General features: G+C 71.8%; 15 protein-coding genes and 1 tRNA gene. 10 read left to right on the forward strand and 6 right to left on the reverse strand.

Annotated elements, in window-relative coordinates:
• Nucleotides 1-334: 334 nt before the first annotated feature.
• Both QA634_RS31625 and QA634_RS31630 read left to right on the forward strand, forming a co-directional pair.
• The gene (locus QA634_RS31625; RefSeq protein ID WP_012335906.1) at nt 335-697 is read left to right on the forward strand and encodes a hypothetical protein; all 363 of its coding nucleotides are present in this window, start codon (nt 335-337) and stop codon (nt 695-697) included.
• 604 nt (nt 698-1,301) lie between these two features.
• Complete coding sequence (locus tag QA634_RS31630; protein WP_012335907.1) at nt 1,302-2,084, forward strand: calcium-binding protein; 783 nt, start codon at nt 1,302-1,304, stop codon at nt 2,082-2,084.
• 444 nt (nt 2,085-2,528) lie between these two features.
• Here QA634_RS31630 and QA634_RS31635 read toward each other — a convergent pair whose 3' ends face one another.
• Both QA634_RS31635 and QA634_RS31640 read right to left on the reverse strand, forming a co-directional pair.
• On the reverse strand, nt 2,529-2,738 hold the full coding sequence (locus QA634_RS31635; RefSeq protein WP_150108758.1) for a hypothetical protein: 210 nt from the start codon (nt 2,736-2,738) through the stop codon (nt 2,529-2,531).
• Between the two features lie 172 nt (nt 2,739-2,910).
• The gene (locus QA634_RS31640) at nt 2,911-3,099 is read right to left on the reverse strand and encodes a hypothetical protein (protein WP_018263523.1); all 189 of its coding nucleotides are present in this window, start codon (nt 3,097-3,099) and stop codon (nt 2,911-2,913) included.
• 839 nt (nt 3,100-3,938) lie between these two features.
• Between QA634_RS31640 and QA634_RS31645 the strand changes: the two genes are divergently transcribed.
• A complete protein-coding gene (locus tag QA634_RS31645; protein ID WP_012335909.1) occupies nt 3,939-4,151 on the forward strand; it encodes a hypothetical protein in 213 nt (70 codons plus the stop codon).
• Between the two features lie 436 nt (nt 4,152-4,587).
• Here the strand turns inward: QA634_RS31645 and QA634_RS31650 are convergent.
• The 3 genes from QA634_RS31650 to QA634_RS31660 all read right to left on the reverse strand — a co-directional run bounded on the left by QA634_RS31650 (nt 4,588) and on the right by QA634_RS31660 (nt 6,294).
• Nucleotides 4,588-4,665: transfer RNA gene (locus tag QA634_RS31650), tRNA-Pro, on the reverse strand.
• 117 nt (nt 4,666-4,782) lie between these two features.
• The gene (locus tag QA634_RS31655) at nt 4,783-5,265 is read right to left on the reverse strand and encodes a peroxiredoxin (RefSeq protein WP_012335910.1); all 483 of its coding nucleotides are present in this window, start codon (nt 5,263-5,265) and stop codon (nt 4,783-4,785) included.
• Between the two features lie 195 nt (nt 5,266-5,460).
• Nucleotides 5,461-6,294: a protein-disulfide reductase DsbD domain-containing protein gene (locus tag QA634_RS31660; RefSeq protein WP_283027048.1), complete on the reverse strand. Its 834-nt coding sequence runs from the start codon at nt 6,292-6,294 to the stop codon at nt 5,461-5,463.
• 166 nt (nt 6,295-6,460) lie between these two features.
• Between QA634_RS31660 and QA634_RS31665 the strand changes: the two genes are divergently transcribed.
• Complete coding sequence (locus tag QA634_RS31665; RefSeq protein WP_012335912.1) at nt 6,461-7,093, forward strand: YqgE/AlgH family protein; 633 nt, start codon at nt 6,461-6,463, stop codon at nt 7,091-7,093.
• Nucleotides 7,094-7,250: 157 nt separating this feature from the next.
• On the opposite strand, the gene QA634_RS31670 is transcribed toward QA634_RS31665, so the two are convergent.
• Nucleotides 7,251-8,207, reverse strand: coding sequence for a hypothetical protein (locus tag QA634_RS31670; protein WP_012335913.1), 957 nt, complete (start codon nt 8,205-8,207; stop codon nt 7,251-7,253).
• A 449-nt stretch (nt 8,208-8,656) separates the two neighbouring features.
• Here QA634_RS31670 and dnaK point away from each other — a divergent pair, with 449 nt between their 5' ends.
• From dnaK to QA634_RS31700, 6 genes are all read left to right on the forward strand, one after another.
• The gene (dnaK, locus tag QA634_RS31675; protein ID WP_012335914.1) at nt 8,657-10,576 is read left to right on the forward strand and encodes a molecular chaperone DnaK; all 1,920 of its coding nucleotides are present in this window, start codon (nt 8,657-8,659) and stop codon (nt 10,574-10,576) included.
• 225 nt (nt 10,577-10,801) lie between these two features.
• Nucleotides 10,802-11,965: a molecular chaperone DnaJ gene (dnaJ, locus tag QA634_RS31680; protein WP_012335915.1), complete on the forward strand. Its 1,164-nt coding sequence runs from the start codon at nt 10,802-10,804 to the stop codon at nt 11,963-11,965.
• Nucleotides 11,966-12,134: 169 nt separating this feature from the next.
• Entirely contained in the window at nt 12,135-12,761 is a 627-nt protein-coding gene (locus QA634_RS31685) for a class I SAM-dependent methyltransferase (RefSeq protein ID WP_026191026.1), read from the forward strand.
• 135 nt (nt 12,762-12,896) lie between these two features.
• The gene (locus tag QA634_RS31690; RefSeq protein ID WP_012335917.1) at nt 12,897-13,331 is read left to right on the forward strand and encodes a GlcG/HbpS family heme-binding protein; all 435 of its coding nucleotides are present in this window, start codon (nt 12,897-12,899) and stop codon (nt 13,329-13,331) included.
• 97 nt (nt 13,332-13,428) lie between these two features.
• Nucleotides 13,429-13,677, forward strand: coding sequence for a hypothetical protein (locus QA634_RS31695; protein ID WP_012335918.1), 249 nt, complete (start codon nt 13,429-13,431; stop codon nt 13,675-13,677).
• 445 nt (nt 13,678-14,122) lie between these two features.
• Nucleotides 14,123-14,263 carry a hypothetical protein gene (locus QA634_RS31700; protein WP_012335919.1) on the forward strand — a complete coding sequence of 47 codons (141 nt, stop codon included), beginning with the start codon at nt 14,123-14,125 and terminating at the stop codon, nt 14,261-14,263.
• Nucleotides 14,264-14,360: the final 97 nt, after the last annotated feature.

Genomic DNA, 14,360 nt, shown 5'->3' on the forward strand with positions numbered 1-14,360 from the left:
CGGATGGGGAATAGAATCCTTCAACCGATTGCGCGCATGATCGGCGGACCGGGCGCCCCGGGCCAGGGCGCCGGTTGCCCACGTCGAGCCGCCATGGGAGAGGTCGGTGCCGGATCCAGAAGACCAGCGCGAGGAGCCATCCAAGGATGCCGGGGCTGGCGCGTCGGGCGGGGGACCCGCCCCGGAGGCGGGGGACCGCGATGCGCTCCCCGACCGCGATCTGGACGCCGTGTCCGGCGGGACCGGCCCCAAGAGGCCGCATGCCGGGTGACCCGAGCGCCGCGACGGTGCCCGCGCCGTCCCGGCGGCCTCCCTCGCGTTCGGGGCGCTCGGCGTGATCCGCGCGACCCTGTCCGCCACGGTCCTGCTCGCGCTCGCCGCCTCGCCGGCTTTCTGCGTCGCGACGATCGACGGCGAGTGCCTGATCCAGGTGAACGGCCGCACCGTCAAGGACGGCTTCTGCCGCATGATCGTGTTTCCGGGCGGCTCGTTCCAGACCGGGGCCGAGCAGCCCGGCGAGGCCTTCGCCATCGTCAGCATCGACGGTCGGACCGGGCGGGCCGAGGCCTTCTGGAACGGTGTCGAGCGCGCCTCGCACGCCCACGACCCGCTGGGCAACGTGGTGCGCCAGGGCGGCTGCTGGGTCAACGACCGCGCCCGCGTCTGCGCGTGGCGGCCCGGAACGCGACCGCGCTGAGGGGCGTCACCGGTGCGGGCCGCGGGCGCGCCGCCCCGCCGGCGGGCCGGCTCGCAGGCGATCACGACGAGAGCAGCGCCCGATCACGCTGTACTCGGACGCTGCTCTCGGTCGTTGATGGTGCCGCATCGTCTGCGAGGAACCGGCATCCGCGTCGTCGGACGATGCGCCAGCCCCTCGGCCGCGCGGGGCGCGCGGCCCCCTCGGACGGTTGCCGCCGCGACGCCGCGCGCCGGGCATGTCACGTCTCGAGCCTTCGTCGCGCAATGCAGGCTCTGTTCGCTCGCCTGAGCATTCTCGGATCTGCCTCACGCAAATAGATTATGTCGGTTTGTCGCAGATCCGGGCCATCCCCGTTCCTGGCCTCGATGCACTATCAATCTCATCTGGTTTGACATAACTAGTCAAGCTCAGGGGAGAGACCGATGTCCGTCAGCTACGATTCCGCAACGAATACATATACTGTGGTCGACGACGCCCAAAATGTGCCCGACGCAACCCTTACAAGTATGATCTGTCCGGAACGACCGTCCCGGTCAATTTCCAGTTTCAGAGCTCGACTGGCAACGATTCGCTGTACGGCAGCACCGGTGCGGATACCATCTTGAGCGGATCCGGCAACGACCAGATCGCGGGCGGCTACGGTAACGACCTGATCGACGGCGGCGGCGGTGACGACGTCATCGCGAGCGGGGGCAATGCCGATCTCGCGACCGGCCGCGACACCGTCTACGGCGGCGGCGGAAGCGACGTCATCTACTGGGCCTACGACACCACCGGTTCCCTGCTCTACGGCGACGCGGGCGACGGAGCGGCCGACGGCGGCAACGACACGATCACCGGCGGCTCGGGCAACGACACGATCTTCGGGGAGGGCGGCGACAACTACATCCGCGGCGGCAAGGGGAACGACGCGATCGACGGCGGATCGGGCAATGACACGATCCGTGGGAGCGGCGGCGAGGGGATGGACACGGTTCACGGCGGCAGCGGGAACGACCTGATCACCTACACCACCGACGCGTCGTCCGTTCGGCTCTTCGGTGATGCCGGGGACGACTCGATCGCCGGCGGCTACGGCGCCGACACTCTGATCGGCGGCGTCGGGAACGACACCCTGTCGGGTGGGCTCGGTGCCGATTCCTTCGTGTTCGGTGCCAACGACGGCACCGACGTGGTCCGGGACTTCTCCGTCGGCCAGGGCGACAAGATCGCGCTGATCGCCGGGACCACGGCCGAGAAATCCAGAGCCTCTGACGGATTTCTGCAGCTGAATTTCTACGACAGCGGCCATGTTCTCGGCGGCTCGGTCGAGCTGTACGGCGTGTCGTACAATACGAACCTGAACAATGTTCTCGTTCAGGCACCGAGCTCGATGACCGCCTGAGCGCTCTCGGCCACGCGCACGGCGCCCGGGCGGTGGCGTGCGCGTGCGGGGGCGGGCCGCTGCGCCGCGGCTCGATGGATCATCCCCCCTGCGTGCCGGCCCGGCCCGGGCGGTCGACGGCGCGCCGCGCCCCCGCCCAGGACCCGGCACATCACCGCGTGGGCGCCGGGAAGTGCGGATCGTACCTGACCTCGGGCTCACCCTGCGGCGTCGCCTCGGCCCGATCCGGATCGGCCGCGCGATCGCGGCGCGGCGCGCGAGGAAAGTACGGATCGAACGGCACGACCCTCGGGCGGCGCGGGGCTGCCTCGGGCGCTTGTGGTCGAACGGGTTGGGTCGGCCACTGAGTCACGTGGACCTCCTCCATCCTGGGCAGCACCTCGCATCGATCGGTGCTGACGGGGCGACCCTACTCGGACGCCGAAGGAGACGATCTGCAATTCGTCAACGAATCGTGAAAAAACCGGGTGCTGCGAGGTCGAGCTTCCTGTCTCCGACAGTCAGCGACTTCCCGGGACTGAGATCGTTCAGACCGGCTTCAATGAGCGCGCCGAGATTTTCGTCCGCGTCATGCTGCTTCGTGAACAGATCTTCGATTGAGAGCTCGGCTGGAGCGCCGACGGTCGAAGTGGAATGACCATATTTGCAGCACATGACGGAGTTCTGTGCACCTGGACATCCCACGAGCAAGAGAATTGATCTGTCTCATGTTCAGGGATGCGTCCATGTACTGGCGGCTCTGGATGCCCGCCGCCTCCGCGGGGCGGGGGCCGGGAGGTTCGCGCGGATCGGCGCGACACCCGCCGGGCGTTCGCGCATCGGGCGCTCAGCCGTAGAACGAGCTGACGGCCGGAAGCGACTCGGTCGACCTGCGGGTGCCGGGATCGATGCGCACGCGCGGGATCCTGGCCATCACCGCAGCGTAGCGCGCGGAGATCTCCGCGGGGACCAGCGGCGGACGGGCCGTGTCGGGGGTGGGAAGACGGGCGGCGGAACGCGTGTGCAGACTGGACATGCCTCCGCAACAAACCGGCAGCGCACCGTGTTGCATCGCGGTCGCGCGCCGTGTGCGCTGCAGCACATGCCGCGGCCCGATCGGCACAGCGCGTGCGCACCTCGCGCCAGCGCATCCCGGAGGCCCGGAGCTCGACGGGGCGGGCGCCGGCGATCCCGCGCCGCAGCCCGTGGCGGCCCCCGCGTTCAGGCAGCTGTTGGCGGGGCCGTCCACGCCGCCGATCGGCGGGTGGAGGACCGTGCGGCGCGGCAAGGCCTGAGGAAAGCTCAGGCTGCGCCGGACGATCGAGGATCCTGGCCGGCTCGCCCGCCTCCGGTTTCGGGGGCGGGCGCGGGAGGCTGCTTGCCCATGGGCGAGAGATTCGGCCTTTCCGCCAGTCACTCGGCTCCCGAAGGTCGCGGAGAGGGGGGCGCCCGCGACTGCCGGGACGGCGCCGCGGCCGGCGGGCCGGCCGCACCGCATCGGCGGTGCTCAGCCTGAGGAACGGGGAGACGGCGGAGACTAGCTCAAGTGAATGCGCCGGAACGGCGGGCGTGGTTCTCTGGTGCGGACCCAATCGCACACTCCCCGGCCCGCCCGGCCCGCCCGCGGCGGGCCTCTCTTTCGGTTTGGCCGGGGTCGTGCCGCGGAACTGCCGAACTTGGGTCCTGCTGAGCTTGGTCCCTAAGTGCTATTCTGGCCACCGCCCGGCGGGCCTACACTTCGACTGCTCTTCCTGAGCAGGATCTTCACCGAGACCCCTGGCCCGCCCGGCCCTTCCCCCTCGCCGTGGCGGGCTCTTCTTAGCACGGGCAGGGCAGCGTGAGATCCGCGCGGCGCTCGGGTGCCGGAGGATCGCGATGGTCGAGAACGATGGGCCGATCGAAGCTCGGCGGATGGCCGGGCCGGCGGGCAAGCCCTGGCAGCTCATCGATTGCAGCTTCCGTCCCGCGATCGTCCGCCTGACCCTCTTTCAGCAATCGGCCGCGCGGTCGCTGTGCGTGACCATGAACACGAAGGCTGGCTGCAAGCGGTACGCCGTCCGGTGCGAAGGCAGCCCGAGTCCGTCCTAGGCGCCGGACTGGAACGACCGCGACCGGCCGCCTGCCTCGGCCGGGTTTGACCTGCCCGCGCTGACAACCCGCGGCGCCCGGGGACGAGGCGAGCGCCGGCGGTCCCCCGGCCGACCGGACCGCGGCCGGCCCGCCGGATCAGGCTCCGGGAGACGGCTCGATTGCTTCGGGCGAGTGCGGTTTCGGTGTCGGCGGTGGCGCAGGGGGATCGTCCAGGGGCGGCGGCCCGGGCGGCGGGGGCGTCGAACCGCCTTCCTTGGTTTCGTTCTCTTCGGGCATGATCATCCTCGCCGGCGCGACGCGTCGAGCCCTTGCTCATTCACGGCGCAATTGAAAAGCTGGCGCCGAACCCCGCGTGAGACGCCCAGGGGCCGGAAACGACAAGGGCGACCCCCGGGGTCGCCCTTTGCAAGTCGCTCAGGTGATCGCTGGAATTTGGTCGGAGCGGCGGGATTCGAACCCACGACCCCTAGTCCCCCAGACTAGTGCGCTAACCGGGCTGCGCTACGCTCCGACGGCCCGAGGCGGTCGAGGCCGCCCGTGAGCCCGGGGGTCTTAGCCGGCCCGGCTCGGCCGCGCAACCCCTTTCGCGGGCCCTCCGCCGCCGCGGCGGCGGAGGGCCCGCGACGCCTCAGAGCGACTTCAGCAGCGCCTCGGCGCTCGACACCTCGGCCTTCGAGGGCGTGTCCTCGACGTTGAGGGCGCGCACCACCCCGTCCTCGACCAGCATCGCGTAGCGCTTCGAGCGCACGCCGAGGCCGAACCCGGCCCCGTCCATGTCGAGGCCGATGGCCTTGGCGAAATCCCCGTTGCCGTCGGCCAGGAACTCGATGCCCTCCGCCCCGGCCGCCTTCGCCCACGCGTCGAGCACGAAGACGTCGTTGACCGAGGTCACGGCGATCCCGTCGATGCCGTGCGACAGGATCTCGGCCCGCTTGGCGACGTAGCCCGGCAGGTGGTTGCGGTGGCAGGTCGGCGTGAAGGCGCCCGGCACGGCGACCAGCACCACGCGGCGGCCCTTGAACACGTCGTCGGTGGTCTTGGCCACGGGGCCGTCCGCGGTCATCACGCGGAAGGTCGCCTGGGGCAGGTGATCCCCTACCTGGATGGTCATGGTGCTCTCCCGATGGTGAGGCCGCCGGGTCCCTTCGCCCCGGCCCCGGTGCCCGTTCCGGAGCGTCCAGCCCTCCGGAGGGCGCGTGCGCCCGGGGACGTCCGCCCCCGCGGGCCGCGGGTGCTTAGCGCGACCATTCCCGGGTGTCGAGATTGGCCTCGGTCGTCACCGGGCGCTGGCCCGGGCTCGCCAGGATCAGGCTGAGGGGCAGCTGGTCGGGGCCCTCGGGCGGACGCTCCAGGACGGGGATGCGGAACAGCACCGTACCGGGCGCTTCGGGCAGGGGGCGGGGCGGCGGCAGCAGCAGCCAGCCGGGGGCGCCGAGACGAACAGGTCCGCCTTGTCGCCGCTCGGCACCCGCGCCCGCACCGCGACGAAGAGCCGGCCGGCGAGGCCCGGCGGCTCGGGCACCGCGCCCAGGACCGCGAGCGGCCCCTCGCCCAGGCGCACCGGCCGCGGCGAGGCCGCCACCGCCTCCGCCACCCGCGGGTCGCCCACCGCCGCCGCATCGGCCGGCAGGGTCAGCGAGAGATCCGCGCGCACCGGGATGCAGATGTCGTTGCACACGCCGTAATCGAGGCGCAGCCGCAGGGAGACCGGCGCGCGGCCATCGGCCGGCACGACCCGGATCGGCAGCACGACGCGGTCCTCGTAGCCGAAGACCACGTCGCCCGCCTCCTTCATCCGCCGCGGCACCGGCCAGAGCACGTCGACCGCGGCGGCGTTGCGCGAGCTGGACCAGTCGATCGCGGGCGGCATCCCGGCCTCGCCCGGATCGCGCCAGAAGGTCTTGAAGCCGCGATCGAGCAGGATCTCCAGCCCGGCGAAGCGCACCCCGTCCGCCTGTCCCCCGGGGATCAGCCGCGCCCGCGCGTGCAGGCCCGTGGCCCAGGCCGAGGCCGCCCGGGCGGGCCCGGCCGCCTGGACCAGCGCCAGCACCGTCAGCGCCGCGCAGGCGGCCAGGGCGGCGGGGCGGGCGGCCCGGCGCCGCCCGGAAGCGCGATGGGTCCCGGAAGCACAGAGGATCATGGCCTACTCGTCCGCACTCGCGCGGTGCGCGATACGCCGGCTCAGGTCACGTCGGATGAGCGTACCAGCAGGAAACAGACCAAGGCGAGAAACGATCACGTGACCGTGCCGGATCCGCGGCGGCGTGGAGGATGGACAAAGGCGGCCCGGGGCGTAGCATAGGGCCATGCGCACGCGATCCGCTCCTGACGACACGACGGCGCCGGGCCGGGCCTCCGCGGCGGGCTACCTCGACGGGCAGCTGCTGGTGGCAATGCCGGGCATGGCCGACGAGCGCTTCGCCCGCTCGGTGATCTACCTCTGCGCCCACTCGGCCGAGGGGGCGATGGGGATCATCGTCAACAAGCCCGCGGCCGACCTCAACATGCCGGATCTGCTGGTCCAGCTCGACATCATCCGCCAGGACGACGCCATCCGGCTGCCGAACCGGGTCGGGCACATGCCCGTGCTGATGGGCGGCCCCGTGGAGTCGAGCCGCGGCTTCGTCCTGCACTCGCCCGACTTCCACATCGACCAGTCCACCCTGCTGATCGACGACGGGATCTGCCTGACCGCGACGGTCGAGATCCTGCGGGCGATCGCGGCCGGGACGGGCCCGCGCGACGCCGTGCTGGCCCTCGGCTACGCGGGCTGGCAGCCGGGCCAGCTCGAGAGCGAGATCCAGGCCAATGGCTGGCTGCACTGCCCGGCCGATCCGGACCTGATCTTCAACGCCGCCCTCGATGCCAAGTACGACCGGGCCCTGCGGGCGATCGGGATCGAGCCCGCCATGCTCTCGATGAGCGCCGGGCACGCCTGAGGGCCGCGCGGCCGCCCCCGGCCTCATCCGACATCCGGTTGGTGGCTTCGCCATCTCCGATTTCGGCCATGCGGATGTCGGCTTCGCTCAGGCGCCGCGCTCAGGCGCCCGCGCGGGCGCGTGATCCGGGACCCGCTTCGATCAAGCGGAGCCCGGATCACTCCCCGGTGTCGAGGAAGCCCGGGTTCATCCCCTCCACCGGCGGCGGGCGCCGGCGGACCGGGCGGGGCGCGTTGCTGGCGGTCGGGGCCGTGCTCACCGTCAAGCCGAGCCGCGTCGCGAGCGAGAGCACGCGCGCCTCGGTGATGCGCAGGTGGCAGAAGCCGTGCACCCCCTCGCGGGCATAGGCGCGGCACATCTGCTCCCGGTCCGCCGAGAAGGCCGCCTGCTCGGCGACGATCGGGCGGACCTCCTCGCGCTTGGCGCGCTGGGTCATCACCCGGTAGTTCTCGCGCACGGCGCGGTCGGCCGCCCCGCGGGCGCCGTCGAATTCCTGGGCGCGCGTCACCAGGGAGGCCGCGCCCGGCCCCCACAGGCCCTTCGGGGTGGTGGCGCAGTCCTGGGCCTGGAACACGCAGATGTCGGGCTCCGTCAGGGGCGTGACGAGCACGCTGCCCTCCAGGATCTCCATTCGGAGCGGGCAGACCAGGTCCGACGAGGCCAGCCGCGTGACCCCGTTCGGCCGCCCCTGGTCGGTGAGGGCGAGGGGCGCCCCGTTGTTGAGCGACACCCGGCAGGATTCGATCGGCTGCGAGATCCGGGTGCCCTCGAGGGTGACGCGGGCGGTGAGGCCGCCCTGGGCCCGTTCCAGCTTCAGGCTGCCGGCACTGCCGTTCTGCAGCAGGTCCTGGCCGATGGCGCCGTCGTCGCTCGGCGCCTTGATCACCACCGGCCTCGGCGCCGGGGGCGGCGCCGCCGGGCGCGGATCGGCCGCCGGGGGCGGCGCGTCCATCGGGGCCGCGGGCGCGGCCGGGCGGGGCGGCGCGGCCGGGCGCGCCGCCCGCCCGATGCCGAACAGCTCCTCGAAGAAGTTCTGGGCGGAGGCCGGGGCGGGCAGGGCGGCCCCGGCGAGGGCCAGGACGAGGGCCGTGGCGAGGGGGCGGAACGAGGGCATCAGGCTCCTGAGCAGGCTCGCGGCAAGCGCCCGGTCGGTCCCGGACGACGACAGGCCCGCATCCCGACCGACAGGGCGGCCCGCCCGGGGCAGGTCCACCCGGGGCAGGTCCGCGCAAGGACGCGACGCGCAGACCTTCCTCCTAGCATGCGCCCCGTGGCGGGCGCGTGGCAAGGCCGCAACATTCTCGTGGCGGCTTGGCCGCTGGCCCGGATTCGCAGTTGACGGACGGGCCGCGCGCGGGCCGTCTCGGCGGGAGGGGACCTCGCCTTGCGGGCCTCCGGCGGCGTTCTTATATCGCGTCCGGCGCGGGTCCCGGATCGTCTCTCCCCCCGAGGTTCCAGCGGATCCCGCCCGGCACAACCGATCTTCGTCACCTGTAGCACCATGGGCCGAGCTGCTTCGGGGCTCGGCGGTCTGCTTAAAAAACATCAACGAGGGATCCCACCATGGGTAAAGTCATCGGTATCGATCTTGGCACGACGAACAGCTGCGTGGCCGTGATGGAAGGCACGCAGCCCAAGGTCATCGAGAACGCGGAAGGCGCGCGCACCACCCCGTCGATCGTCGCCTTCACGGACGAGGGCGAGCGCCTCGTCGGACAGCCGGCCAAGCGCCAGGCGGTCACCAACCCGTCGCGCACCTTCTTCGCGATCAAGCGCCTCATCGGCCGCACCTACGACGACCCGATGACGCAGAAGGACAAGGGCCTCGTGCCCTACCACATCGTGCGCGCCGGCAACGGCGACGCCTGGGTCGAGGCGGACGGCAAGCAATTCTCGCCCTCCCAGATCTCCGCCTTCACGCTGCAGAAGATGAAGGAGACGGCCGAGTCCTACCTGGGCCAGCCGGTCACGCAGGCGGTCATCACGGTCCCGGCCTACTTCAACGACGCGCAGCGCCAGGCCACCAAGGACGCCGGCAAGATCGCCGGGCTCGAAGTGCTGCGCATCATCAACGAGCCGACCGCGGCCGCGCTCGCCTACGGCCTCGACAAGAAGAAGTCCGGCGTGATCGCGGTCTACGACCTCGGCGGCGGCACCTTCGACGTCTCGATCCTGGAGATCGGCGACGGCGTCTTCGAGGTGAAGTCGACCAACGGCGACACCTTCCTGGGCGGTGAGGATTTCGACAACCGCATCGTCGAGTACCTCGCGGCCGAGTTCAAGCGCGAGCAGGGCATCGACCTGACCCGGGACAAGCTCGCCCTGCAGCGCCTGAAGGAGGCGGCCGAGAAGGCCAAGATCGAGCTGTCCTCGGCCACCCAGACCGAGATCAACCTGCCCTACATCACGGCCGACGCGTCCGGCCCGAAGCACCTCGCGCTCAAGCTCAGCCGCGCCAAGTTCGAGTCGCTCGTCGACGACCTGATCCAGCGCACCATCGAGCCCTGCCGCAAGGCGCTCAAGGATGCGGGCGTCGCGGCGAGCGAGATCGACGAGGTGGTGCTGGTCGGCGGCATGACCCGCATGCCGAAGATCCAGGACGTGGTGAAGACCTTCTTCGGCAAGGAGCCCCACAAGGGCGTCAACCCGGACGAGGTCGTGGCGATCGGCGCGGCCGTGCAGGCGGGCGTGCTCCAGGGCGACGTCAAGGACGTGCTGCTCCTCGACGTGACCCCGCTCTCCCTCGGCATCGAGACGCTGGGCGGCGTGTTCACCCGGCTCATCGACCGCAACACCACGATCCCGACCAAGAAGTCCCAGGTCTTCTCGACGGCGGAGGACAACCAGAACGCGGTCACCATCCGGGTCTTCCAGGGTGAGCGCGAGATGGCGGCCGACAACAAGCTGCTCGGCCAATTCGACCTGGTCGGCATCCCGCCGGCCCCGCGCGGCGTGCCGCAGATCGAGGTGACCTTCGACATCGACGCCAACGGCATCGTCAACGTCACCGCCAAGGACAAGGCGACCGGCAAGGAGCACCAGATCCGCATCCAGGCCTCGGGCGGCCTGTCCGACACCGAGATCCAGCGCATGGTGCAGGAGGCCGAGGCCAACGCGGCCGAGGACAAGAAGCGCCGCGAACTCGTCGAGGTGAAGAACCAGGGCGAGAGCCTGGTCCATGCGACCGAGAAGTCGGTCAAGGAGTACGGCGACAAGGTCTCGGAGAGCGACCGGGCCGGCATCAGCACGGCGATCGACGCGCTGCGCCAGGCGCTCGCCGGCGAGGATGTCGAGACCATCAAGGCCCGCACGACGGACCTGATGCAGGCCTCGATGAAGCTCGGCGAGGCGATGTACGCCGCGCAGGCGGGCGGCGGCGAGGCCGCGTCCGCCGGCGCGGAGGACCCGCAGGCCAAGAAGGACGACGTGATCGACGCCGACTTCCAGGAAGTCGACGACAAGGATCACAAGAAGCGGGCCTGAGGCCCGGCGCGGCCGGGGGCGAGAGCTCCCGGCCGCGCGCGTTTGCGTGAGCGCTCGCGCCCGGGCGGGCGCGCAGGATCCCCGCATCCCGGCAGGATGCGGGGATCCTGCGCGCCGTCCTGACGCGGAATTCGGGGAAAGGCCGCCGCGGTCCCGGGCGCTCGCAGCGCCGGGGGCCGCGCGCCTTTGGGACGACACGGGGCCCTCCAGGCTCGGGGACGGGGAATGTCGAAGCGCGACTATTACGAGGTGCTGGGCGTCGCCAAGACGGCGGGCGAGGCGGAGCTGAAATCGGCCTTCCGGAAGCTCGCCATGGCCTACCATCCCGACCGGAACCCCGGCGACAAGGAAGCCGAGATCAAGTTCAAGGAGGTCAACGAGGCCTACCAGACCCTGTCGGACGACCAGAAGCGCGCCGCCTACGACCGCTTCGGCCACGCCGCCTTCTCGCAGGGAGGGCCGGGAGGGCCGGGCTTCGGGGCCGATTTCGGCGACTTCATGTCGGACATCTTCGACACGTTCTTCGGGGATGCCCGGGCGGGCGGCGCCGGCCCGCGCGGCGGCGGCGGGCGGGCCGGCGGCCGGGAGCGGGGCGCCGACCTGCGCTACAACCTGGAAATCTCGCTCGAGGAGGCGTTCACCGGCAAGACCGAGACGATCCGGCTGCCGACCTCGGTCACCTGCGAGGTCTGCGCCGGCTCGGGCGCCAAGGCCGGCTCGAAGCCCCGCGTCTGCCCGACCTGCGGCGGCTACGGCCGGGTGCGCGCGGCGCAGGGCTTCTTCGCCATCGAGCGCACCTGCCCGAATTGCCAGGGCCGCGGCGAGATCATCGACGATCCCTGCGCGGCCTGCGGCGGTGCCGGCCGGGTCACGCGCGAGCGCACGCTCTCGGTCAACGTGCCGGCGGGCGTCGACGACGGGCTGCGCATCCGGCTCGCCGGCGAGGGCGAGTCCGGCCTGCGCGGCGGCCCGGCGGGCGACCTCTACATCTTCCTCTCGATCAAGCCGCACCCGTTCTTCCAGCGCGACGGGGCCGACCTGTTCTGCCGGGTGCCGATCTCGATGGTGACGGCGGCCCTCTCCGGCGAGATCACGGTGCCGGTCATCGACGGCTCCCACACCACCGTGCGGGTCCCCGGCGGCACCCAGACCAACAAGCAGTTCCGGCTCAAAGGCAAGGGCATGCCGGTCCTGCGCTCGCGCGACGTCGGCGACCTCTACATCCAGGTCTTCGTCGAGACGCCGCAGAACCTCACCAAGCGCCAGCGCGAATTGCTGCAGGAATTCGACCAGCTCGGCAGCCAGGCCGATAACCACCCGGAGAGCGCGGGCTTCTTCTCCCGGGTCAAGGAGTTCTTCGACGGGTTGAGCGGCTCGGGCCGCGCCTGAGCTCGCGCCGCGAACCCGGGCCCCCGACGCGCGTTTTCCGCCCGGTCGTGCGGGGATCCGCCGCGCCGCGGCGGCGGCGGGTTTCTTGCCGGCTCCAGGCTTGACGGCGGCGCCCCTTTGGTCGAGAGCCGTTTCCCAATCGTCCGCGTGATTTAAGGGTCCGACCGTCTTGCCCTTGCCCCGCCGATCCAGCGCGAAAGCCGTCGCCCTGCCCCGATCCGCGCCGCGGCGCGACCTGTTCGAGGACGAGGCGCGGTTCCTGCGCTCGTGGCTGGAGCGGCCGCTGGTGACCGGCGCGGTGACGCCCTCGGGGCGGCTGCTCGCCCGCACCATGGCCTCCTACGTCGATCCGCGCAGGCCGGGGCCGGTGATCGAGCTCGGGCCCGGCACCGGACCGGTGACGGACGCGCTGGTGCGCCGCGGCATCGAGCAGGAGCGCCTCGTCCTCGTCGAGTACAACCCGGATTTCTGCGACCTCCTGCGCCGCCGCTTCCCGCGCGCCACCATCCTGCGCGGCGACGCCTACCGGATGCGCGAGACCCTCGGAGACGTGCTGGCCGAGCCGGCCTGCGCCACCATCTCGAGCCTGCCGCTCTTCACCAAGCCCCTGGAGCAGCGCCTCGACCTGCTGCAGGAGGCGCACGACCTGATGCACCCGGACGCGCCCTTCGTGCAGTTCACCTACGCGGTGGTGCCGCCGATCCCGGCCCAGGCCTTCGGCTACACGGCGAGCCGCTCGAACAAGGTCTGGCTGAACCTGCCGCCGGCCCGGGTCTGGGTCTACCGCCGGTCCTGACGGGCCGGCGACCGGCGCGCCCGCTTGCCCGGGTCTCGCCCGAAGGGCGGAGCGCGCCGCGCATCGCCGCCGGGCGCGGGCTGCCTATCTCCCCCCGGCGCGGCCAGCACGCCGCGTCGCGCGAGGAGAGAGACCATGCACGTCACGATCGAGGAAGCCGAGAAGGCCATCGCGGCCGCCCGCGCCAAGGCGCAGGCGATCGGCACCCAGATGTGCATCGCCGTCGTGGATTCGGGGGGCAACCTCAAGGCCTTCTCCCGGATGGACGATGCCTGGGTGGGCTCGATCGACATCGCCCAGAAGAAGGCCCGCACCGCGCTGTTCTTCGGCATGCCGACCGGCCAGATCGGGGCGCTGTCGCAGCCCGGCGGCCCCCTCTACGGCATCGAGCACTCGAATGGCGGGCTGATCACCTTCCCGGGCGGGATCCCGATCGTGGACAAGGACGGGGTGATGTCCGGGGCGATCGGCGTCAGCGGCTCGACCGTGGAGGACGACCACGCGGTGGCCGAGGCGGGGGCGCGGGCGGTGGGGGCGACCGAGCTTCCCGCGCATCCCTGGCGGACCTGACGGGGGCGGCGGCACGGCCGAGCTACCCCCTTTTGGACGCGTTCCTCTGCTTTCAGCGCCGGGCCCGGCCGAACCGGGCTTGTCCAGGAGTGTCCCCGTGCTGCATCGCCTCGCCCTCGTCCTCGCCCTGACCTCGACGGGCGCCCTCGCGGCGCCCGTGCAGACGCCGGCTCCGGACCGCGCCGCCCTGAAGCAGTTCTGCACGGGCGACTACCTCACCTATTGCGGCAACTTCCCGCCGGACGGCCCCGAGGTGCAGGCCTGCTTCAAGCAGAACAAGGCCAAGCTCTCGCAGACCTGCCAGGCCGCGATCACCGGCTACGTGAAGGCGCAGCGCAAGGGCTGATCACCGTCCCCGGGCGCCGCGACGCGCCCGGCGCCGGACGAACCGCGAGGTTGCCCAGGCCGTTGCGGCCCGTGCCTGAGGCGGCGTCTCATCCAACCTCCGGTTGATGGCTTCGCCATCTCCGATTTCGGCCATGCGGATGTCGGCGTCGCTCAGGCGCCGCGCTCAGGCGCCGCGCGGGCTAGTGATCCGGGATCCGCTTCGATCGAGCGGATTTCGCCTCAGGTGGAGGGCCGCCCGGCCCGGGCGAGGCCGCGGGGCGGACCGCCCGGCCGATCGGTGAGCCGGCGCACATCCTCGGGCAAGCTGTTTCTGCCACAGTCGCGGAGGATCGGCCGCAGGGAGGGCCGGATCCGACGGGATCGCCCGATCGTGTCGCGCCGCGGCACTGGCGCCCCGCCGCCTCCGCCGCTCCACTGGACGGCCCTTGAGTGAGGCACGGCCCATGGCGGATGCATCCCTGTTCCTGAACCTCGGCGGCGCCATGGCGCTCGCCGCGCTCGCCGGGCACGGCATCCGCTGGGCGCTCGACGCCTGGGTCCGGCTCGCCCCGGCCGGCAGCGACGAGGTCGAGCCGGCCGAGTAGGCCGGCCCCCGCCGCCATGCCCGATCGCGGGACCGGGGCCCGGTCCGCGGGACCTCGGCCGGGAAGGTGTCCGAGAAAGCTGTGGGCGGGCCCGAGC

Source organism: Methylobacterium sp. CB376 (genome assembly GCF_029714205.1).
In the GTDB taxonomy this organism is placed as follows: Bacteria; Pseudomonadota; Alphaproteobacteria; order Rhizobiales; family Beijerinckiaceae; genus Methylobacterium.